Source organism: Novosphingobium sp. PY1 (assembly GCF_017312445.1).
Lineage (GTDB): Bacteria > Pseudomonadota > Alphaproteobacteria > Sphingomonadales > Sphingomonadaceae > Novosphingobium.
Genome location: NZ_BLTI01000008.1, coordinates 666,031 through 686,831 on the forward strand (window position 1 = coordinate 666,031; position 20,801 = coordinate 686,831).

Consider the following 20,801-nt stretch of genomic DNA (forward strand, 5'->3'; position numbering starts at 1 on the left):
GTCGCCTCTTGCGCGACGGGCCATTTCTTTTGTCTTGAGGGACTTGCGCACAAATGACGTGGCAATTCCTCAAGTCCGGCACAATTGCGCTGCAAGACTGCGGACCGGGCCGACGAAATCCTGCCTTCCTCTTGTTATGATGAGAAAATTAACCTCTGCCAGATAGCATTCCCGGCACTGGGGTCGTGCAAGGGACTGTGGGGGTTTACCAAGTGCAAAGCGGCGCGCCTGCCAATGAGCAGGCACAGTCTTCGCTGGAGCATGCGCTGCAGGCGGCTTCGCTTGCGGAACGACGGCTGCGTGAAGCGATCGAGGTCTTGCCGGAGGGGATCGTCTTCCTCGACGCGGAAGGCCGTTACGTCCTGTGGAATCGCCAGTACGCCGAGATCTATTCGCGCTCTGCGGATCTGCTCGAGCCTGGCGTGAAGCTGGAGGACACCTTGCGCATCGGCGTCGAGCGCGGGGACTATCCCGAGGCTGCCGGGCGCGAGGAGGAATGGCTCGCACATCGCCTTTCGCTGATGCACAAGCCCGGCATTCGTCACGAACAGCGTCTCTCCAACGGCCGCTGCATCATGATCGAGGAGCGCAAGACCGGCGATGGCGGAACCATCGGCATCCGCGTCGACATCACCGATCTCAAGCAGAAGGAAGAAACCTTCCGCCTGCTTTTCGAACGCAACCCCATCGCCACCCTGGTTTGCGACGTGAACCGGGGCGAGATCCGCTCGGCGAACGAAGCCGCCTGCGCCTTCTTCGGCTATGAAACCAGCGAAATGGCAGGAATGCCGATAGCCGCCCTGTTTCCGCCCGCCACGCGCTCCGAGGCCGAGGCCATGTTGGCCGCCGAATGCCCGGACACCAACGAGTGCTGGCAGATGGTCCGCCGCGACGGCGACGCCGTGGAAGCGGTCATTTCGACCCGCCTTTCGCAGATGGAAGGCTATGCAGCCACGATCGTCTCGATCTTCGACGTCACCGAACGACGCCGCATCGAACAGCGCATGGCGCACATGGCCCGTCACGACGAGTTGACCGGACTTGCCAACCGCGCCCACTGCCGTGAGCACTTGCGCGACGCCCTCCACCGCGCGCGCCGCGGCGAAACGGTAACGATCGCGCTCGTCGACCTCGATCACTTCAAGGCCGTAAACGATACCTATGGCCACCAGTTTGGCGACCTGCTGCTGACCGAGGCGGCGATGCGCATGCGCGAACTGATCCCTCCCGATGCACTGCTGTGCCGAATCGGAGGGGACGAATTCGCGGTAATCTTCCGCCGCTCCAGCCAGACGCAGACAGAACTGGTCGGCCGCGCGATCATCACCGCCCTGTCCGAACCCTTCTACGTGAAGGGCAACATGATCCACATCGGCGCCACTGTCGGCTTCGCGAGTTCGCCAAACGACAGCAGCGATCCTGAAACGCTACTGCGCTTTGCCGACCTGGCGCTCTACGCGGCCAAGGGAGACAGACGCGGGAGCTGCCGCAGCTTCGAAGCGCGGATGGACCATGCCGCGCAGGAAAAGAACAAGCTGGAGAAGGACTTCCGCAAAGCCGTGCGCAACGGCGAACTGGACGTCTTCTACCAGCCGCTGGTCAATCTCGAAAGCGGCGCGATCGAATGCTACGAAGCGCTGGCCCGCTGGAACCACGCCGAGCGCGGCTGCGTTTCTCCCGAGATCTTCGTTCCGCTGGCCGAGGAAATGGGCCTGATCGATCAGGTTGGGCGCTTCGTGCTGCAGACCGCCTGTACCGAGGCGATGCGCTGGCCCCATGACGTCAAGCTCTCGGTCAACGTCTCGCCACTGCAGTTCCGCAACGGCAACCTGCTCAGCACGGTCATCAACGCCCTGTCGGCTTCCGGCTTGCCCGCCGAACGGCTAGAACTGGAGATCACCGAGGCCGTGCTGATGGAAAAAGGCCCGCGCCCGGCCGCCATCATCCGCAACTTGCGCGCCTTCGGCATCGGCATTTCGCTGGACGATTTCGGGACCGGCTATTCGTCGCTCAGCTACCTGCTCAATTATCCGTTCACCAAGATCAAGATCGACAAGTCCTTCGTGCTCAGCCTGCACGAAGAAACCAATTCGCGGGCAGTCATCCGCGCCGTGATCGGTCTTGGCCGCAGCCTCGGGCTGACGGTTGCCGCTGAAGGCATCGAGCGGGAAATCGAACGCGACTACTTGCGCAGCGAAGGCTGCGTGCAGGGACAGGGATTTCTCTTCGGCCGCGCCGAACCGGCCTACGCGCTCGCGGTCACCCAACAACGCGACGCGGCCTGATTGCTTCCCTGCGCCGGGCCGGCGCAGGGGCATGCGCCCTTGATTGCCTTGCCGATTTGACGGAACGCATGGAACCCGAAGGGTAGCCGCGCGAGTTTGTCTGTCAGGCAAGGCAAGGAGGCCGCGAGATGAAAAGCATCGCCACGCTGACGATGAATCCCACCATCGACGTATCCTATGACGTCGGCCAGATGCGCCATACGCACAAGATGCGCACCGACAACGAACGGTACGCCCCGGGCGGCGGCGGCATCAACGTGGCCCGGGTCTTCGTCAGGCTCGGCGGGAACGCGCGCTGCTATTACCTGTCCGGCGGTGCCACCGGGCCGGCGCTCGACGGCCTGATCGACCGGCATCAGCTGGTGCGCACCCGGATTCCGATTGCCGGGCCGACGCGCATCGCCTCGGCCGTGTTCGAGCACGAAACGGGAAAGGAATATCGATTCGTGCCCAAGGGCCCGCAGATCGCCGAGAGCGAATGGCGCGCCTGCCTCGAACAGGTGGGCGAAGCGCAATGCGATTACATGGTCTTGAGCGGATCGCTCCCACCGGGCGTGCCGGACGATTTCTATGCCAGGATCTCGGAGTTGCTACGCCCGCGTGGAATAAAGATCGTCCTCGACAGCTCCGGCAGAGCGCTCGCTGCAGGGATCGAGGCAGGCGGCCTCGCCTTGCTCAAGCCCAGCCTTGGGGAATTGCAATCCTACATCGGGCGCACGCTTGAGGGCGCAGACGCCATCGGCGAAGCGGCCATGGGCATCGTCGAGGCCCGCAAGGCCCATCTCGTCGCAGTGACGATGGGGCATGAAGGCGCGATCCTTGCGCGCAAGGAAGGACCCGTTTCCCTACCGGCCATTACCATCGAGGCGGCCAGCGCCGTCGGTGCCGGAGACAGCTTCGTCGCGGGCATGATCTTCGCCCTGGCGAGCGGACAGAGCGAAACCGAAGCATTCCGCCTTGGTCTCGCCTCGGGTTCGGCTGCCGTGCTGCGGGCCGGTGCGGATCTTGCCCATCCCAGAGAAATCGAAAGCCTGCTTCAAAGGGTCGCTGCCATCTGAATACTGTCGCGGATCGCACCGGGCCACGCGCCATGCCCGATGTGCGATCCGAAAGGCTCGCCGCGTCAGGTCCGGCCCGATCCGCGAAAAAGCGACATGCGCTTGCCTAAATCGTGCCGCATTGCCCGCACAGTTGCATTTCGAGCCGATAAAGGGTGCGTCCGGACCTGGCCTGCATAATAAGCGTACTGCGCAAACCCTGCACTTGCAGTTGGTGAGCCGTCCGCATTGCGCCTGCCTTGCAAGACTGCATGCTGACTTCCGGCCCGATCCTCTCCGCCATTTACTTCTCCGCCGCCGATTCGTTCGCTGGTCCCTACCGCCGGGAGATTTCCACCTGGGCGGCGCAAGGGAAAGCGAATGGTCATCCGATCCCGAGCAAAATGATTAACGCCAGACGACCTTGAGCCAAGTTGCAAGGACCGGGTCGAACGATATCGGAAGGAAATGAAAGGAACGGTGTGCCGTTTCGTCATAAAGCAGAGCGGGGACTGCGGCGAAGATGCAGCGCAGCAATTTGTGTAATTCAACCTTTGCGCGGCATATAAATTTCTGCAATATGAACGCGAAAGGTCCTCACCGACCTTACCGGCGTTGGGAGAGAGCGCGCCGGGGAGAGTTTATTCACTCTCCGGCGCGCCGATTTCTCGCAGTTGCAGTAAAACGCCAATTATCAAAAAGCACAAGAGAATCATGCGCCTTCGGGCGCATTTTTCTTGTCCTGTCGCCACAACACGAATCGCCTATTGTGCAACTGCAGCATAAAATGCCTGAAATCCCCTGCATTTGCGAACATTGTTTCGAGACTTATGACACCGTTGTCTGATTCGGCACGCAGGGGGTGCTAGACTCAGCTCACGATTACGCCAGCATGGGCAGAAGGACTTGGAAGGCCTAGCGTGACGACGAAAATTGCAGCGCCCTCCGTCGCACCTGAAGCAGACACGACGCGTCTGCTCTGGACCATCGCCCTGCCGGCGATGCTGACCAACATCGCAACAGCGCTCTTCGGACTGGCCGACATGTGGGCGATCGGGCGTCTTGGCGACGCTCCGGCGCAGGGAGCGGTAGAGCTCGGCGCGAAGTACATGATGGCGCTGCTCAACGTCTTCAATTTCCTGCGCACCAGCACTGTCGCGCTGACGGCGCAGAGCGCGGGCCGGCGCGACAGCGGCGAACAGGCAGAGACGCTCGTACGCGCACTCGCCGTTTCACTTGGCATCGGTGCCGTACTTCTGGCATCCATGCACGTGGCGATCCCGCTGGGCCTGGATCTTCTCGAGGCTTCAGGACAGGTGCGCGAAGGCGCCCGCGACTATATCGAAATCCGCTATTGGGCCGGTCCGATCTGGCTGGCCAATTGCGTGTTGGTGGGCTGGCTGATCGGGCAACGCCTTGTCCGGCATGTCCTCGTCGTCGAGATAACCGCCAACGCTGTCCACATCGCGCTCGATCTGCTGCTCGTACTTGTCGCAGAGTGGGGCGTGGCCGGTGTCGCGACGGCCACGCTGAGTTCGGAAGCACTCAAGTTCGTGCTTCTGCTGGCCATCGTCCTGCGTCAGCCCGCCTCGCGCGAAGCCTGGGGCGCCTTCGCACGCCGGATAACATGGCGGCGGGAAGCGCTGCTTCGCCTCTTCGCGCTCAACCGCGACCTGTTCGTTCGCACCCTGCTGCTCAACGCGGCAATCCTCATCTTCGCGCGCAGCGGCGCCCAGCAAGGGGCTGTCACGCTGGCCGGCAACGGCATCCTATTTCAACTCTTCATGCTCTCCGCCCTGTTGCTCGACGGATTCGAGAATGCAGCGCAGGTCCTCTGCGGCGAGGCTCTTGGGGCACGCGATCGCAGCCGTTTCTCCGCCACCGTTCGCAAGGCCCTGATCTGGGGCGGAGTGACCGGATTGTTTCTGAGCCTGGCTTACATGCTGGGGGGGCCATGGCTGGCAGCCCGCTTCAGCACCGACAGCGCGGTAATCGCCGAAACCGGAACCTATGTCTTCTGGGTAGCGCTGCTGCCGCTACTGGGCGTCGCCTCGTTCGTCCTTGACGGTGTGTTCGTCGGCGCAGGATGGACGCGTGCGATGCTGGGAACGATGGCCGTGGCCATGGCGGTCTACGGCGTCCTGATCTGGCTGCTCCACCCATTGGGCAACCATGGCCTGTGGCTGGCCTTCACGCTGTTCTTCGTCGTTCGCGCGATCGGCCAGATTATCGTCATGCCGCGCCTGACGCGCCGCAGTTTCAGCTGCGACGGTAAATAACGCAAAGGTTGTTGGCCGGCATTTCCACGAAACGCTCAAAGGCTAGGCCCTCGCCACGGGCGACCCCACTGACGTCCTCGAGTTGGCGCAGTCCCCAGCGCGGATCGCGGGCCTTCAGGCTCAGGTCGAATTCTGCATTGCTGGGCTCGAGCGGATACCCTTCGCGGCGGAACGGTCCGTAGAGGATGAGCGGTGCACCGCAAGGCAGTGCGCGCCCTGCCCCCGCCAGCAGTCCGAGGGTCGAACCCCAGGGACTGATATGGATCATGTTGATGCACACGATCGCATCCACGCGCTCGACCGGCCATGTCTCGGCGGCGGCATCCAGCTCCAGCGGCGCGCGAAGGTTGAACGAGCCTTCCGCCTCGCGCCACGAGGCAATCGAGGCGCGTGCGTCGGCATCGGGATCGCTCGGCTGCCAGGTAATGTCGGGCAATGCCCGGGCGAAGTGCACGGCGTGCTCTCCCGTCCCGCTGGCGATCTCGAGCACAAGCCCCCTGCCCGGCAACGCTTCGCGCAGGATGGCGAGGATCGGATCGCGATTGCGGGCGGTAGCAGGCGCGTGGCGACGGTCGTCGGTCATGGCCATGGACTAGGGCCCGCGCCGATGCCCTGCAAGTCCCCACCCGGACGATTGCGCCGGCCGCCTGCGACCGGGCAAGCCTCAATCCCAGAGGCTCGCCTCGCCGGTATTGCCAGTGTCGGCCGCCGCTTCACCTGCGCCGGTTTCATCCTCGAGGAAACCGCAGAAGCGGGAGCGCAGCGCATCGAGACTGATGCGCCGCATTTCCTGTTCGCTGAACCCTGCCGCCAGAATCGCGGCCAGCACGCGCTGCTTCTGGGCGATCAGGTCGATCGCCTGAAGTTCGCGCATGTGCCGGCCTGCGAAGCCTGCATCCCGGCAGAAGACTTCACCGAGCGCCTCCACTTCGCTGCCGAGTTCGTTGAGAACCTCGGCCATGGCCAAGAACTTGGGTTCGTGGTGCATCGTGCCTCTCAGGCCGCCATCAGGCCGTCTTCGGCGGAGCTGAGTGCCTGGAGATCGAGCACCATGACCATGTTGTCGTCGATCGCGGCAAGTCCTTCGAGGAAAGGCACGACGCTGTCGTTGCCGGTCGAGGGCGGTGCCTGCAGCGTTTCACTGTCGAATGTGACGATGTCGCTGACCGATTCGACGATCAGGCCCTGCGCCTGCCCATTGACCTGGCACACGATGATCGCGTGGCGCGGCGTCGCTTCGGTGGCGGGCCAGCCGAGGCGAGCGGCCAGGTCGACGACCGGCAGAACGGTACCGCGCAAGTTGACGACGCCCGCGACGTAGCTGGGCACGCGCGGCATCGGCGTGACCGGGCTCCAGGCGCGGATTTCGCGGATCTGCATGATGTCCAGCGCAAATACCTGGCCGGAAACTTGGAAAGTGATCAGTTCGCGTTGCATGAACTCATCCTCGCTTTGAACGATGACCCTGCCGGGCCGTATCAGTGGGCGACGCGGCGCACGGCCGCGACGAGCTTGTCGGTATCGAAAGGCTTGACGATCCAGCCGGTCGCACCGGCGGCGCGGGCACGCGCCTTCTTCTCGTCAGAACTTTCGGTGGTCAGCACCAGGATCGGGCGATCCCGGTGGCGGGTGCCGCCGCGCACCTGCTCGATCAGGCCAAAGCCGTCGAGGCGCGGCATGTTGATGTCGGTAATCACGACATCGACTTCGTTTACCGCCAGCCATTCCAGCGCGGATACGCCGTCGTCGGCCTGCGAAACCTCGAAGCCATTGGTGGACAGGGCGTGATTGAGCAGTGCGCGCATCGAGGCACTGTCATCAACGGTTAGAACTCTGGTTGTCCTGGACATCAAATGCCTCACTTCTTCAGAACAGTTCGACTTCGCCACGCGGTGCCTGGCGGATCATGGGTGGTGCCTGGACCTCGGGTGCATCCGAGGAGGCGACGGTACGGCAGCGGACCTTTCCGGATGCCGGGCGAAAATCGACGCGGCGCGCATTGGCACCGCCCAGGTCCTCGCGCACCAGTTCGATGCGTTCGCTCCTGAGAAAACTGCGGGCAAATTCGGCATTGGCAGTGCCGATCTGCTGCATGCCGGCGCGAATGTTCGCGCCGCCATAGAGATGCGCCCGCAGACGGTTCTTGTGTGCGCCGTAGGACAGCATTTCGTTGATCAGCATTTCCATCAGGTAAACGCCGTAATGGACGTCCACCTCGCCCGGACTTCGGCCAGACGGCGGCTCGGGCAGGAGGAAATGGTTCATGCCGCCCAGTTCGATTTCCGGATCGTAAAGGCAGGTGGCGACGCAGCTGCCCAGCACCGTGCTGAGTTCGACGCGCGGCCCGGAACTGACCTTGAACTGCCCCTGCAGAACGGTCAGTCGGACAGTGGCCCCGCTCGTGATGATCGCGTTCATGATCCGTCAGGCCGCCATGCTGAGCGCGTGGTGCGCGATACGGTTTATCGGGGCGACGACGCGCGCCGCTCCCAGCGAGATGGCCGCTCGAGGCATGCCGAAGACGATGCAGGTGCTTTCGTCCTGAACGATGGTGTGTGCGCCCGCCTCGCTCATCGCGAGCAGGCCCTTGGCGCCGTCCTGGCCCATTCCTGTAAGCAGGATGCCCACCGCTCCGGCGCCGACATATTGGGCTACCGAATGAAACAGGGCATCGACGCTGGGTACGTGGCCGGAGATCGGCTCACCCTTGCGCAGCTTGGCGTAGAGTACGTCACCGCCCTTCACCAGCAGATGATGGTCAGCCTCGGCGGCGAGGTATACGTGCCCCGGCCGCAGCGGCATGTCATGCACCGCAACGCCGACCTTTGCAGGGCAGACCTGGTCGAGCGTACGCGCAATTGCCGGTGCAAAGCGCGGGTTGACATGCTGGACGATGACCGTGGGCGGGCAATCCTGCGGGAAGTCGCGCAGGAGGACCTGCAACGCCTCGACCCCGCCGGTGGAGGAGCCGACCGCGATCAGCCGGGCATCGCGACGGATCGCCTTGCTGCCGGCACTTGGCGCGGCCGAAGGAGACTTGCCCGGCTTTTCATAGGATATTTGTGCGGCCTGACGGATCATCCCGGCCAGCCGGCCGCCGTCCTCGAATGCGAGTTTGCCGGTGGGATCGTACTTCGAATAGCAATCGACCGCACCCAGCGCGAGCGCGCGCGCCGTGACTTCGTTGCCTTCGCGTGTGGCGCCCGAGACGATGATCACCGGGGTCGGGCGCAAGGTCATGATCTTCTCGAGGAAGTCGAGACCGTTCATACCCGGCATCTCGATGTCGAGCGTCACCACGTCGGGATCGAGGCTCTTGATCATGGCCCGCCCTTCGGCGGCATCGGAAGCGGCGCCAACCACTTCGATGTCAGGCTGCTGGCGCAGGCGCGACATCAGGATGGCACGCATGGTCGCGGAGTCATCGACGATGAGAACCCGGATCGTCATGCAGCGCTCCTCTGGTAGATGGTGGGCCCGACAAGGTCGAGCTGGCGCTGGGCGGGTCCGGTCACGCGTTCGGAGTGACCGATGTAGAGAAAACCGCCGGGGACGAGGGCATCGACGAAGCGCTGCACGAGACGCTCCTTGGTAGGATTATCGAAATAGATCATGACGTTCCGGCAGAAGATGACGTCGAACTGCCCCTTCATCGGCCAGTCGCCCAGCAGGTTGAGCAGGCGAAATCGCACTATCGAACGGATCGCATCGGACATCGAAACATTGCCGCCCTCGATGCGCGCCCAGGCCTTGCGCAAGTCCTCGGGCACCGGCTGCACTTCCTTTTCCGCATAGACCCCCGCTTCTGCCTTCGCGATGGCGTGGGGCGCGACGTCGCTGGCCAGAACGCGCAAGTCACTGCGCATCAGGTTGACGCCGACCTGCCGTTCGGGGCCGAGCAGGGTCATGACCATCGACCATGTCTCTTCCCCGCTGGAGCAACCGGCCGACCACAGCCGAACCGGCTGCCGATCGCCCAGCTTGGCAAGCAGGCGCGGACGCGCCTCGCGCCGCAAGTGTTCGAAATGATGTGCTTCGCGGTAGAAGAAGGTATGGTTGGTCGTCAGTGAGGCCACGGCGCGGTTCAGTTCATCGGCATCAGAGCGGATCATCTCGATGTAGCGCGAGAACGTGACGCACCCGGCCTGGCGCACGAGCGGAGCGAGGCGCGAATAGACGAGCATCGCCTTGCCTTGCTGGAGCACGATGCCGACGGCCCGATAGACGATCTCGGATACGGCCTGGAAATCGGCCGCACTGTAGATGTCCGGGCTGACGCCGGGAATCGGCTCAGTCGTGGCGGGCGAAGCGCTCATGCAGCCTGGCGCTCCTGTCCGGGAGCGGCATTGGAGACGAGACCGTCGACATCGACGATCAGCGCCACGCGCCCGTCGCCAAGGATCGTAGCGCCGGCAACGCCATCGACCGGGCGGAAGTTGGTGGCCAGGCTCTTGATGACGAACTGGCGCTGGTCCTGAATTTCATCGACAAGCAGCGCGGCCTGACCGGTGCTTTCGGTATCGACGACGATCAGGACGCCTTCGTCGGGCGTCAACGCGCCGCTCGATGCGCCCAGCGCCGAACGCAGCGACACGATGGGAATGAAGCGGCCCCGCACGTTGAGCATGTTGCGGTTGGAGCCCAGCCCCTGCACTTCGCCGTCGCCCGGACGCAGGCTTTCGACCACGCTGGCGAGCGGAACGACCAGTGTCTGGTCGCCGACGTTGACGATCATGCCGTCCGAAATCGCGAGAGTGAGCGGCAGGGTCAGGATGAAGGTCGTGCCCTTGCCCGGCGTGCTGTCGATTGTGATGCGACCGCCAAGGTCCTTCACGTTCTGGCGCACGACGTCCATGCCGACACCGCGACCGGAGATGTTCGAAACCGTCTGCGCGGTCGAGAAGCCGGGCGCGAAGATCAGGTTGTCGATCTCCTCGGCGGACAGCTGCGCTTCGGCGCTGACGATGCCCTTCTCCACGGCCTTGGCCAGCACGCGCTCGCGATTGATGCCGGCGCCGTCGTCGGCGATCGAGATGAGTATGCGGCCCGAACGATGCTCGGCCGAAAGCGTGAGCGTGCCTTCCGGCGCCTTGCCGGCGGCAATGCGGTCCTCGGCACTTTCGATGCCGTGGTCGACGGCATTGCGGATGAGGTGCGTGAGCGGTTCGCCCAAGCGCTCGATCACCGTCTTGTCGAGTTCGGTGGTCTCGCCGATGACGTCGAGCTTCACATGCTTGCCGGTCGACGATGCCAGTTCGCGCAGGATGCGCGGCACGCGGCTGAAGACGCTCGAGATCGGCTGCGCGCGAATCGACATCGCGCTTTCCTGGATGTCGCGGGTCAGCGTCTCGAGCAGCGAAAGCTCCTCGTTCGCGGTAATGCCATTGGCGCCGAGACGCTGGACAAGCATGGCCTGCGCGATCACGAGTTCGCCCACGAGGTCGATCAGGCGATCGAGCTTGAACAGGTCGATGCGAATCGACTGGCCACCTGCCGGGGGAGCCGGCGGCGCGGCCTGGGCAGCCTTTGCGGCCGCATCGGCAGGTGCATCCTGAACCGGAGCCGGTTCGGGCTGCGCAGCAGCGGCCACAGGTGCTGCCGGCTGCGGGGCAGCGACCTTCGCTTCCTTCACAGGTGCGGACGCAACCGGTGCAGGCGCAGGCTTGGGAGCCGCCGCAACGATCTTCACTTCGGGAATGTCCGCGTCCTCGCCGAGTGCGAGCGCGCAGTCGTCTCCGATGAAGTCGAAGATTTCGCGAACCGAATCCTCGCTGGCCGTCTCGGGCATCGAGAAGGTCCAGCCCAGGTAACCCTGCGCCGGATCGAAGGCATCGAGCGGCGGCACCTGCGAGACGTCGCAGTGCACGCATTCGCCGCCCAGGCTGGCAATTTCACGCACCATCAGCAGCGGTTCGCTGCCATTGCGCATGGCGCCCGAATGCGGACGAAGATGAACCTTCCAGCGCTTCTCCGCTGCGCCTTCGGCGGCCTTGGCCGGGGCCGGATCGAAGCCTGCCGTCAGATCGTCGAGCAGTGCATCGAGATCGAGTTCGTAGTCGGCGCTGCCTTCCGCATCCGAGCGGGTCGTATCCGGCTCGCTGACCTCCGGCTCGGCTGCGGGCTCAACCGCCGCTTCGGGAGCGCCGCCGGCATTGGCCGCCATCGACGCTTCCATTTCGCTGATCAGGGCCGCGTCGGCCGGCGCATCGCCCCCTTCGCGCGCGGCCTCGACATGGTCCGAAAGCGTATCGAGCGCCCTGAGCAGCAGGTCGACGAGTTTGCTCTCGATCGCCACGAGCCCCTCGCGGACATCGGAGAGCAGCGTTTCGAAAGTATGGGTATAGGCCTGAAGCGCAACATAACCGAAAGCACCGGCGCCGCCCTTGATCGAGTGCACCGCGCGGAAAACCGCATTGACCGTATCGGCGTCCTGCGTTCCTGCCTGGCAGGCGGCAAGACCGCTTTCAGCCGCCGCCAGCGATTCCTCGCATTCGGCAAAGAATATCTGCTGGATTTCCTCAGGGCTCATAGTTCGCTCTCTTCGAAGAGTTCCGCGGTGAGGCCGGTCAGTTGGGCCGCATCGAGAAGTGCCGGGGACGGCGCGATAGTAGCGCCGCCATCGCTGCGGCGTGCGGATACGAGGAGCTGGAGCACCGCCTGGCCGACGTGCTCCACACCCGATCCGTCAATCGCGGTCGGACTGCCGCCCATCGCCGCAACCAGCTCCGGCCATATCGCTTCGGCAGCGGCGCGGTCACAGCGCGCCGGCAAGATAATACTGTTCATTTTGCCCCCAGCAGTTTGCCACTGAATACGACCGCAGCCTTTCCGTCACTATGTCACCGGTCCTACGCAGTTATCCTTAGGGAAACGGTCAGAAGCCGGTCATCCAGGCACTCGGCCTGCCGAATTCCGGGCAGCCTGATCGTTAACTCAAGGCAACGGGATGACCCTCCGATCGAGCCGGGAAATCGTCCGCGAACCACTGACAAGGGTCACGCTACACGGCGGCTTGCCAAAACCTCGTTTGCTATCAACTCAGGCGATGTCCGTAGATTGGTTAAGGAATTTGATCGCTCAATTAGTGGTATCCAGCGCAGCCAATCGATATCCATTTTTCAGCGAGAAGGTTTCTCCCTCATGCATGACGCCCGCGTACTGGTAGTCGACGATTCAGCGGCTATGCGCGCCCTGTTTTGCGATGTTCTTGAGCAGACAAAGAACATTCGCGTCGTCGGCACGGCCGCCAATGCCGCCGAGGCCCGCGACCAGATCGCGGAACTGATGCCGAACGTAGTCACGCTCGACGTCGAGATGCCCGGGATGAGCGGCATCGAGTTTCTCGAAGAGATCATGACCACCAACCCGCTGCCCGTCGTCATGCTGTCCAGCCTTACCCAGAGCGGCACCGAAACATCGCTCAAGGCCTTCGAACTGGGCGCGGTCGAATGCTTTCCGAAGCCGCTCAAGGCAACGCCGGAACAGTTCGCCAAGACAGTGGGCAAACTGGGCAAGATCGTGCTGGCCGCGGCCAACTCCAACGTGCGCGACAAGCCGCGCAACCGCGGCCCCAAGGCCGAAGCGGAAGCCGGCGGCTATGCCAGCAACGGCAAGATCGCGGCCTTCAGCGCCTCCATGGGCGGCGTCGACGCGCTGACCGAAGTGCTCTCGCATTATCCCAAGAACTGCCCGCCGACCGTGATCATCCTGCAGACCGAACCGGCACTGGCGCAGATGTTCATCGACCGTGCCAACAAGGACTTCCCGTGCGCGGTAAAGGCCGCCACCGATGGCGCGGAGCTGAACTCGGGCACGGTCTACATCGCTTCTGATCCCGGCAAACACGTGATCGTCGAACCCGGCGCGCCGGCCAGGCTGCGCCTTGTCGAGCGCGATCCGGTCGAAGGCTTCCGCCCTTCGGCAACGCTGCTGTTCGGCTCGATCGCTCGCGCCTCGATGCCCGCCATCGGCGCGGTGCTGACGGGCATGGGCGAAGACGGCGCGAAGGGCCTGAAACTGCTGCAAGCCGCAGGCTGCCGCACGCTTGCCCAGGACCGCAACACCGCCACCGTCCCGCAGGCTCCGGCAGCGGCGGTTGAGGCTGGCGCGGTCGACAGCGAACTGCGCCTCGAGGATCTTGCGGCCGACATCCTCGCGAATTGCGGGTCGGAGGGCTGATCCACTCATCCTGAAAGCAAAGCGAGCGGGCGACACCGGCCAAGGTGTCGCCCGCTCGCTTCTTTTTGAGCGTCCGGTGGAGGGGTAACCGAACGCTCTAGGGGTCAGTGCGCCGCTTGGGGTTTGGCGTCCTTGGGAGGCCGCGGGGCGATCCAGATCGTCGAGGCGGCGATGACCAGAACAACTGCAGCGATGGCGAACAGGTGCGTCGTGCCCAGCGCCGTGCCCTGCAGCCCCACGATCTGCGAAATCGCGGCCGCTGCCTGCTCGGCGCTGAAGCCCTGATGCTGCAGCGTATTGGATACCTGCTCGACCCCGTTGAGTGTCCCGACCATTTCGGCCGTGTCCATACGCGAGGCATCGTTCCAGTAAGTCGTGACCAGAGCGGTAGCCACAGCGCCCGCGAGCGTTCGCGCGAAGTTGGCGATACCCGAGGCCGTCGCAGTTTCCTCAAGCTCGACCGCGCTCAGGCTGATCGTGGTGAGCGGAACGATGAACAGCGAAACCCCTGCTCCCTGCAGAAGCTGGGGCATCGATATCATCCAGAATGTCGAATCCGTCGACCAGTACGATCTCATCATCGAGCAGAAGCCGATCCAGGATATGCCGATGAACACAAGCAGACGCGGGTCGAATTTCTGCATCAGCCGCGGCACCATGGGCGACACGGCCACGGCAAGGATGCCGCTGAACGCCATGGCAAAGCCCGCATCGGTAGCAGTGTAGCCCATCGATGTCTGAAGCCATTGCGGTATGACCACGACCGACGAAAAATAGGTCCCGAAAGCGATCATCAAGGAAATCGTTGCCGCCGTGAAGCCTGAGTGCCTGAAGACCTTCAGATCCACGATCGGGTGTTTCTCGGTCAGTTCCCAGATCACGAAAGCAGCGAAGAACACGGCAGCCACGCAGGCCATGATCACGATCTTGGTGGAACTGAACCAGTCTTCTTCACGCCCAAGGTCGAGCATCATCTGGAAAGCGCCCACCCAGATCACCAGCAGCACCAGCCCAATCCTGTCGATCGGCAGCTTTCTGGTTGGTGTCTCCGCCCCGCGCAGCAGGGTCGCGATGCCGAAGAAGATCGGAACGGCAAGCGGCACATTGATGAAGAAAATCCATTCCCACGACCAGTTGTCGCTGATCCAGCCGCCGAGGATCGGTCCCGCAATCGGCGCGGTGACGACGGTCATCGCCCACATTGCCATGGCGCGCGAGTGCATTTCCTTGGGAAAGATACGCAACAGCAGCGTCTGGGTGAGCGGCATGAGCGGGCCGCCGCAGAAGCCTTGGCCGATGCGGAACAGCACCAGCATGCCCAGCGTACTGGACAGGCCGCAAAGCGCGGAGAAGACCGCAAAGCCCGCAAGCGAGAAGAGGAAGACCCGCAGGGTGCCGAAGCGCCCGGCCAGCCAGCCCGTCAACGGCACGCAAATCGCCTCGGCGACCGCGTAGGAGGTAATCACCCAGGTACCGCTCGATACCGAGACGGCCAGCCCGCCTGCGATGTGCGGCACCGAGACGTTGGCGATCGTCAGGTCGAGCACGACGATGAAGTTCGCCATGGCCAGCACAAAACCGGCCACGATCAGCCGTATTCCAGTCAGGGGGCGAGGTGCCGCCTCGCCCGGGTTCGTTCCGGCAGATGCTGTTGCCGCGCCCGCCATTACTTCGAATCCGTGAGATCGATTTCAGCTTCCATCGACAGACCGATGCGCAGCGGGTGCTCCTGCAGTTCCTTGGGATCGAGTTCGATGCGCACCGGCAGGCGCTGCACAACCTTGATCCAGTTGCCGGTCGCGTTCTGCGCCGGGATAAGCGAGAATGCCGCGCCGGTGCCGCCAGAGAAGCCGACGACCTTGCCGTGATAGGTAACATCGCTACCGTAGAAGTCGGAAGTCACTGTCGCCCGCTGACCCGAGCGGACCTTGCCGAGCTGGTCTTCCTTGAAGTTGGCGTTGACGTAGAGGCGGTTGACCGGGACCACGATCATCGCGACCGAACCGGTCTCGATTTTCTGGCCGACCTGGATCGAACGCTTCGCGATCACACCATCCACCGGTGCGCGCACGACCGTGCGCTGGAGGTCGAGCCTGGCCTGGGCCAAACGCGCCTTGGCCAGGCGGATTTCTGGCGCGGTTTCATTCGTAGTGCCGGAAGTGAGGGCCACAGAGGCCTGCTCCTTCTTGCGCGCACTGACCGCGTTCGATTGCGCTTCGTCGAGCGCGGCCCGGGCCTGGCTTGCCGCCGCCTGCGCCGAAGTCAGCGCTTCACGCGCTGCGGCAAGCTCTTCGGCGGAAACCGCACCGCTGTCCGCCAGTGCTGCGCGGCGCTTGTAGTCGGCCTGCGCCTTGGCAAGCGAGGCATTCGCCGAGGCGACGCGAGCCTTGGTCGATGCGATCTGCTGCGCACTGGCATCGGCCGCAGCGCCAAGGGCGCTGTTATTGGCGATCGATTGGGCATAACGCCGCTGCGAAAATGCCAATGCGGCTTCGGCCTGGGCGAGTGCGATCTTCTGGTCGGTATCGTCGAGCCGGAAGAGGAGCTGCCCCTTCTTGACCGGCTGCGTGTCGGTCACCAGCACCTCGGCGACCTGCCCGCTGGTCAGCGGGGTCACTTGCGCGGAATCACCGGCAACATAGGCATTATCGGTCGATACCGAGCGGCTGCCGATGAACACATCATAAAGGAAGTAGAGAGCACCGACCGCAAGCACGGCCACGGCCAGACCGATCAGCAGCGGCTTGCGCCGCTTCTGATCAACAACGCTGGCCTCGCCGGCTCCGTTCTCGTCTTCCGCAGGCAGGTCCTGCACATCGTCACTCATTGTCGGGAGCCTTCTCACTGGAATTGTCGTCGAACCCACCGCCCAAAGCGCGCTTGAGCGCGACTTCGAGGGCAAGGGTCCGGAAATGGGCATCGATCGCCGAGGTGCGCGCCTGCAAGGCCGCAGTCTCGGTGGTCAGGGCTTCGAGATAGTTCGACAGACCGCCGCGATACCGCTTGAGCGCGATATCGTAGGCTGCCGCGGACTGCTCTCGTGCCTGAAGGGCATCCTTCTCCTGCTCGGCCGCCGCATTGCGGCTTGCCAGCGAATCGGCCACGTCGCGAAGCGCGCCGACGACCGTGTCGTTATAGTTGGCGACTGCCGCATCGTAACCGCCGCGCGCCTGCGTAAACTGGCCCTTGAGGCGTCCGCCCTGGAAGATCGGCAGGCTCAGCGCGCCCCCTACGTTGCCGTAAGTCGACCCGCTGTCGATCAGGTTCGACAGACCGAGCGAAGTCAGGCCGATCAAACCACTGATCGAAATGTCGGGCATGTATGCGGCCTTGGCCGCGTCGATCCGGGATGCCGCCGCTTCAGCGCGCAAGCGCGCGGCCACGATGTCCGGACGCCGGCCTGCAAGGGCGATACCGGCATCAGCAGGAACGGGCGTTTCCGGCAGGCTGTCGATCGCGGGAGCCGTGATCGCAAGCCCGCGGTCCGGCCCGGCGCCCAGCAGAGCCGCAAGCGCATGGCGGCGCAGCAGTTCCTCTTCCTGGTTGGCCGAAAGCGCAACGCGCGCCTGCGCCGCGGCGGCCTGCGCCTGGCGCAAAGGAGACTCGTTATCGAGGCCCTGCTCCACGCGCTGGCCGGTCAGGTCCACCATCGACTGGCGCGCCTTGACCGCTTCAGCGAGCGCCTTGCCCCGTGCGACAAGACGCCCCAGGTCGAAGTAGGACGACACGACATTGGACGAAAGCATCAGCTCCGCCTGCCGGGCGTCCGCCTGCGCGGCCATTTCTTCCGACGTGGCAGCAGCGAGTTCCTTGCGCGCCCTCCCCCACAGGTCGAGGTCGAAATCGCCGGTCAGCGCAAGCGTGCCGGTGCTGTTCCAGCCCTTGGGCACGAAACCCGAGGGCACGCCGTTGTTGTAGCTCTGCTTCGTCAGCCCGGCCGAGCCACGCCCGCCGAGCTGAGGCTGGGTTTGCGCGCCTGAGACCTGCGCAGCACCGCGCGCCTGACGAATGCGCGCTTCAGCCATGGCCACACTGGGCGAATTGGCCAGCGCCTCATCCACCAGCGCGTCGAGCTGGGGATCGCCGTAGGCTTTCCACCACTGCTCACGCGGCCAAGCGGCATCGGTCGCCGAAGTCTGCAGGGACCGCCCACTGTCGAGATTCGCGGGTGCGCGCATCTGGGGCCGCGGCCCGAGATCGGGCGCAGCGCAGGCGGAAAGCGAAAGGGTCACAGCCAGCATGGAAGCCACCGCGACTCGAGAGGATAATGTCGTACTCATGCGTACACTTTTTATTGTGCCCCTCCTTGTCAGTGTCAACTGGAAAGTGTACTAGACAGTACAGACATGACAGAGAAACTTGGCAAACGGGAACTCAACAAGGCGAGAAAGCGCGCGGAGATCGTAGCGATCGCCACGCATTCTTTCCTGGAGCACGGTTACGCGGCAACCAGCATGTCAGCTGTAGCCGATGAGCTTGGCGGATCTAAGACGACGCTGTGGTCTCACTTCGCATCGAAAGAGGACCTTTTCATCGCGGTCATCGACCATCGCGTCGATTGCTTCGGCCGAGAAATGGAAGAAGCCCTGAAGGACAACCGCTTCAGCACCGCCAACTTGAGCAAGCTCTGCGTCACGCTGCTCGAAAAGCTCATGGACGAGAATTCGCGTCGCCTCTTCGGCCTGATCCTGACCGAAGGCGGACGCTTTCCCGAAATCGTCGAGGCATTCTATGCGCGCGGCCCAGCCCGTCTGCTCGCACACATGAAGGAGTACTTCGCTACCCGCTTCGATGAAGACGATGCGCGCGATCTTTCGCGACTGGTTCACACTGCCGTCGTCGGCTTCCGTTCGGATGCGATCATCAGACCCAAACCTCCAACCAGGGCAGAGATACAGGCATTTGTCGACGTACTCCTGTTCCGCCTTGGCCTGGACGGAATTTCGCCGATCAACAGCTAAGCCGCCAGTTGCCTATCCCTTGCCGGTACCTTTGATTGGCAGCGCCGTTTCGTACTTCACCGTGCGGAGCGCAAAATGGGACGATGCCGCGCCCACGGCAGGGTGCTTGAGCAGCGTGTGCGCCAGGAACTTCTCGTATTCCTCCACGTCCTCGGCAACGACGTGGAGCAGATAGTCCCAATCCCCCGACATCGAATAGCATTCCGTGACCTGCGGATGTTCGCGCATCAGCGCTTCGAACTCGGCGACGTTTTCGTTCGTGTGGCTGTGCATGCGAACCTGGCAGATCACCTTGACCGTCTGCCCGAGCAGCTTGGGATCGGCGAGCCGGACCACGCCGCGCAGGACGCCAGCCTCCTCAAGCTGCTTGACCCGTCGCCAGCATGACGGTGCCGTACTGCCGACTTTCTGCGCCAGATCGGGATGGCTGAGTGCACCATCTTTCTGCAAAGCCGCTACGATCTTTCGGTCCAACCCATCCATCTTGGAACAATCTCTCAATTTTTCCTTTAATTGTGAATGTACGTCTCAAACACTACTCCTGCAACGGCAAGTTTGAACGGCAAATTCGCAGCCCATCTGAGACAATGCTAGGAAAGGACCGCCCGGTTTGTCGGAACGACGGCGCCGGGTCCGCGTTCGAATGGCATGGGCGGCACAAGTCGTTCGCCCGCAAACTGGGATAAGCGAGACATGACCTTCTGGCAGACCGACGCGACGCACGATCCGGCACTCACAAGCTGGGTCGAAAGCGCCAAGGGACACCGCGACTTCCCGATCCAGAACCTTCCGCTCGGCGTATTCTCTCCGGCCGGCGAGACTCCGCGCATCGGCGCAGCGATCGGCGACATGATCCTCGACCTTTCTGCCTGCGCCAAGGCGGGACTGCTGCCCGATGCAGCGTCCTCTGCCGCAGGCTCGGACAGCCTGAATGCGTTCATGGCGCTGCCCGAGGGTGACCGGAAGGCCCTGCGCGCCATCCTGAGCCAGATGCTTGTCGAGGACGACCAGCGCAGTGCCGTCGAACCGCACCTTCACCGCGCCGGGGCCTGCACCCTGCACCTGCCCGCGCGGATCGGCGACTACACCGATTTCTACGTCGGCATCCATCACGCCAACAATGTCGGACGCCAGTTCCGGCCGGACAATCCACTGCTGCCCAACTACAAGTACGTGCCCATCGGATACCATGGCCGCGCCTCCTCGATCCGCGCATCGGGCGTGCCGCTCGTGCGCCCGACCGGCCAGCGCAAGCCACCCGAAGCCGACGCGCCGGTGGTCGGACCGAGCGTGCGGCTCGATTATGAGCTGGAACTGGGCGTGTGGATCGGTCAGGGCAATGAACTGGGTACACCGATCCCGATGTCAGAAGCCGCGAACCATATTGCCGGGTTCTGCCTGCTGAACGACTGGTCGGCTCGCGATTTCCAGGCGTGGGAATACCAGCCGCTCGGCCCCTTCCTTGCCAAGAACTTCCACTCGACGATCTCGCCCTGGGTCGTCACGCCCGAGGCCATGGCCCCCTTCCGCATGGCCCAGCCGTCGCGGCCAGAGGGTGACCCTGCCCCGCTCGGCTATCTCTCGGACGACGAAGACCGCTCGCACGGCGCGCTTGCCGTAACTCTGGAGGTTTTCCTGAGCAGCGCAAAGATGCGCGAGGGCGGCATGGAGCCCTTCCGCCTGAGCCGCGGTCCGGCGAGCAACATGTACTGGACCGTGCAGCAGATCGTCACCCACCACGCATCGAACGGTTGCAACCTGCAAGCCGGCGACCTGCTTGGAACCGGCACTATCTCCGCACCGACCCGCGACGGCTTCGGCAGCTTGCTGGAGCTGACGAGCGGCGGCAAAGAGCCGATCTCCCTGCCCTCCGGCGAGACCCGCACTTTCCTGGAAGATGGCGACGAAGTCACCTTGCGCGCAACGGCTCATGCCGAGGGCTACGTCTCCATCGGGTTCGGCGAATGCCGCGCGGCGGTCTTGCCGGCACGCTGATCGTCACCCCAGGTCAGGCAGCCGCCAACGCATCGCGCAGCGGCTGCAGCCACGCTTCGCAAGGCT

20 protein-coding genes are annotated in these 20,801 nt (G+C 63.7%); 7 read left to right on the top strand and 13 right to left on the bottom strand.

The window, feature by feature from the left end; genetic code table 11:
• Nucleotides 1–212 precede the first annotated feature (212 nt).
• The 4 genes from J3474_RS14535 to J3474_RS14550 all read left to right on the top strand — a co-directional run bounded on the left by J3474_RS14535 (nucleotide 213) and on the right by J3474_RS14550 (nucleotide 5,601).
• Complete coding sequence (locus J3474_RS14535) at nucleotides 213–2,285, top strand: bifunctional diguanylate cyclase/phosphodiesterase (RefSeq protein WP_207094640.1); 2,073 nt, start codon at nucleotides 213–215, stop codon at nucleotides 2,283–2,285.
• Nucleotides 2,286–2,413: 128 nt separating this feature from the next.
• Nucleotides 2,414–3,343 (top strand): 1-phosphofructokinase family hexose kinase, encoded by a 930-nt coding sequence (locus tag J3474_RS14540; protein WP_207094641.1) that lies wholly within the window; start codon nucleotides 2,414–2,416, stop codon nucleotides 3,341–3,343.
• Nucleotides 3,344–3,594: 251 nt separating this feature from the next.
• The gene (locus J3474_RS14545; RefSeq protein WP_207094642.1) at nucleotides 3,595–3,750 is read left to right on the top strand and encodes a hypothetical protein; all 156 of its coding nucleotides are present in this window, start codon (nucleotides 3,595–3,597) and stop codon (nucleotides 3,748–3,750) included.
• Nucleotides 3,751–4,242: 492 nt separating this feature from the next.
• Nucleotides 4,243–5,601, top strand: a complete 1,359-nt coding sequence (locus tag J3474_RS14550; protein WP_207094643.1) for an MATE family efflux transporter — start codon at nucleotides 4,243–4,245, stop codon at nucleotides 5,599–5,601.
• Here J3474_RS14550 and J3474_RS14555 read toward each other — a convergent pair.
• The 9 genes from J3474_RS14555 to J3474_RS14595 form a co-directional block, all read right to left on the bottom strand.
• Nucleotides 5,582–6,184 (bottom strand): DUF938 domain-containing protein, encoded by a 603-nt coding sequence (locus J3474_RS14555; RefSeq protein WP_207094644.1) that lies wholly within the window; start codon nucleotides 6,182–6,184, stop codon nucleotides 5,582–5,584. The two genes, J3474_RS14550 and J3474_RS14555, sit on opposite strands and share 20 nt — an antisense overlap.
• 81 nt (nucleotides 6,185–6,265) lie before the next feature.
• Nucleotides 6,266–6,589, bottom strand: a complete 324-nt coding sequence (locus J3474_RS14560; protein ID WP_207094645.1) for a hypothetical protein — start codon at nucleotides 6,587–6,589, stop codon at nucleotides 6,266–6,268.
• A gap of 8 nt (nucleotides 6,590–6,597) precedes the next feature.
• Nucleotides 6,598–7,038, bottom strand: coding sequence for a chemotaxis protein CheW (locus J3474_RS14565; RefSeq protein WP_007011745.1), 441 nt, complete (start codon nucleotides 7,036–7,038; stop codon nucleotides 6,598–6,600).
• Between the two features lie 41 nt (nucleotides 7,039–7,079).
• Nucleotides 7,080–7,451 carry a response regulator gene (locus J3474_RS14570; protein ID WP_013833019.1) on the bottom strand — a complete coding sequence of 124 codons (372 nt, stop codon included), beginning with the start codon at nucleotides 7,449–7,451 and terminating at the stop codon, nucleotides 7,080–7,082.
• A gap of 16 nt (nucleotides 7,452–7,467) precedes the next feature.
• Nucleotides 7,468–8,019 (bottom strand): chemotaxis protein CheD, encoded by a 552-nt coding sequence (locus J3474_RS14575; RefSeq protein ID WP_013833018.1) that lies wholly within the window; start codon nucleotides 8,017–8,019, stop codon nucleotides 7,468–7,470.
• A gap of 6 nt (nucleotides 8,020–8,025) precedes the next feature.
• Nucleotides 8,026–9,051, bottom strand: coding sequence for a chemotaxis response regulator protein-glutamate methylesterase (locus tag J3474_RS14580; RefSeq protein WP_207094646.1), 1,026 nt, complete (start codon nucleotides 9,049–9,051; stop codon nucleotides 8,026–8,028).
• A complete protein-coding gene (locus tag J3474_RS14585; RefSeq protein WP_013833017.1) occupies nucleotides 9,048–9,917 on the bottom strand; it encodes a protein-glutamate O-methyltransferase CheR in 870 nt (289 codons plus the stop codon). Before J3474_RS14585 ends, J3474_RS14580 begins: the two co-directional genes overlap by 4 nt.
• Nucleotides 9,914–12,130, bottom strand: a complete 2,217-nt coding sequence (locus J3474_RS14590) for a chemotaxis protein CheA (RefSeq protein WP_207094647.1) — start codon at nucleotides 12,128–12,130, stop codon at nucleotides 9,914–9,916. The genes J3474_RS14585 and J3474_RS14590 overlap by 4 nt, the downstream gene beginning before the upstream one ends.
• Nucleotides 12,127–12,387 carry an STAS domain-containing protein gene (locus tag J3474_RS14595; protein WP_051010041.1) on the bottom strand — a complete coding sequence of 87 codons (261 nt, stop codon included), beginning with the start codon at nucleotides 12,385–12,387 and terminating at the stop codon, nucleotides 12,127–12,129. The genes J3474_RS14590 and J3474_RS14595 overlap by 4 nt, the downstream gene beginning before the upstream one ends.
• Nucleotides 12,388–12,741: 354 nt before the next feature.
• Here J3474_RS14595 and cheB point away from each other — a divergent pair, with 354 nt between their 5' ends.
• Nucleotides 12,742–13,779 (top strand): chemotaxis-specific protein-glutamate methyltransferase CheB, encoded by a 1,038-nt coding sequence (cheB, locus tag J3474_RS14600; protein ID WP_207094648.1) that lies wholly within the window; start codon nucleotides 12,742–12,744, stop codon nucleotides 13,777–13,779.
• A 104-nt stretch (nucleotides 13,780–13,883) separates the two neighbouring features.
• Here cheB and J3474_RS14605 read toward each other — a convergent pair whose 3' ends face one another.
• Genes J3474_RS14605 through J3474_RS14615 form a run of 3 tightly spaced genes read right to left on the bottom strand, consistent with a single transcriptional unit; the run spans nucleotide 13,884 to nucleotide 18,020 of the window.
• Entirely contained in the window at nucleotides 13,884–15,446 is a 1,563-nt protein-coding gene (locus tag J3474_RS14605; protein ID WP_207094649.1) for a DHA2 family efflux MFS transporter permease subunit, read from the bottom strand.
• Nucleotides 15,446–16,606 carry an HlyD family secretion protein gene (locus J3474_RS14610; protein WP_013833013.1) on the bottom strand — a complete coding sequence of 387 codons (1,161 nt, stop codon included), beginning with the start codon at nucleotides 16,604–16,606 and terminating at the stop codon, nucleotides 15,446–15,448. The genes J3474_RS14605 and J3474_RS14610 overlap by 1 nt, the downstream gene beginning before the upstream one ends.
• Nucleotides 16,599–18,020 carry an efflux transporter outer membrane subunit gene (locus J3474_RS14615; RefSeq protein ID WP_308632890.1) on the bottom strand — a complete coding sequence of 474 codons (1,422 nt, stop codon included), beginning with the start codon at nucleotides 18,018–18,020 and terminating at the stop codon, nucleotides 16,599–16,601. Before J3474_RS14615 ends, J3474_RS14610 begins: the two co-directional genes overlap by 8 nt.
• Nucleotides 18,021–18,125: 105 nt before the next feature.
• Between J3474_RS14615 and J3474_RS14620 the strand changes: the two genes are divergently transcribed.
• Nucleotides 18,126–18,740 carry a TetR/AcrR family transcriptional regulator gene (locus J3474_RS14620; RefSeq protein ID WP_207094651.1) on the top strand — a complete coding sequence of 205 codons (615 nt, stop codon included), beginning with the start codon at nucleotides 18,126–18,128 and terminating at the stop codon, nucleotides 18,738–18,740.
• A gap of 12 nt (nucleotides 18,741–18,752) precedes the next feature.
• On the opposite strand, the gene J3474_RS14625 is transcribed toward J3474_RS14620, so the two are convergent.
• A complete protein-coding gene (locus J3474_RS14625) occupies nucleotides 18,753–19,223 on the bottom strand; it encodes an Lrp/AsnC family transcriptional regulator (protein WP_207094652.1) in 471 nt (156 codons plus the stop codon).
• Between the two features lie 210 nt (nucleotides 19,224–19,433).
• Here J3474_RS14625 and fahA point away from each other — a divergent pair, with 210 nt between their 5' ends.
• Nucleotides 19,434–20,735 (top strand): fumarylacetoacetase, encoded by a 1,302-nt coding sequence (gene fahA / locus J3474_RS14630; RefSeq protein WP_207094653.1) that lies wholly within the window; start codon nucleotides 19,434–19,436, stop codon nucleotides 20,733–20,735.
• Nucleotides 20,736–20,801: the final 66 nt, after the last annotated feature.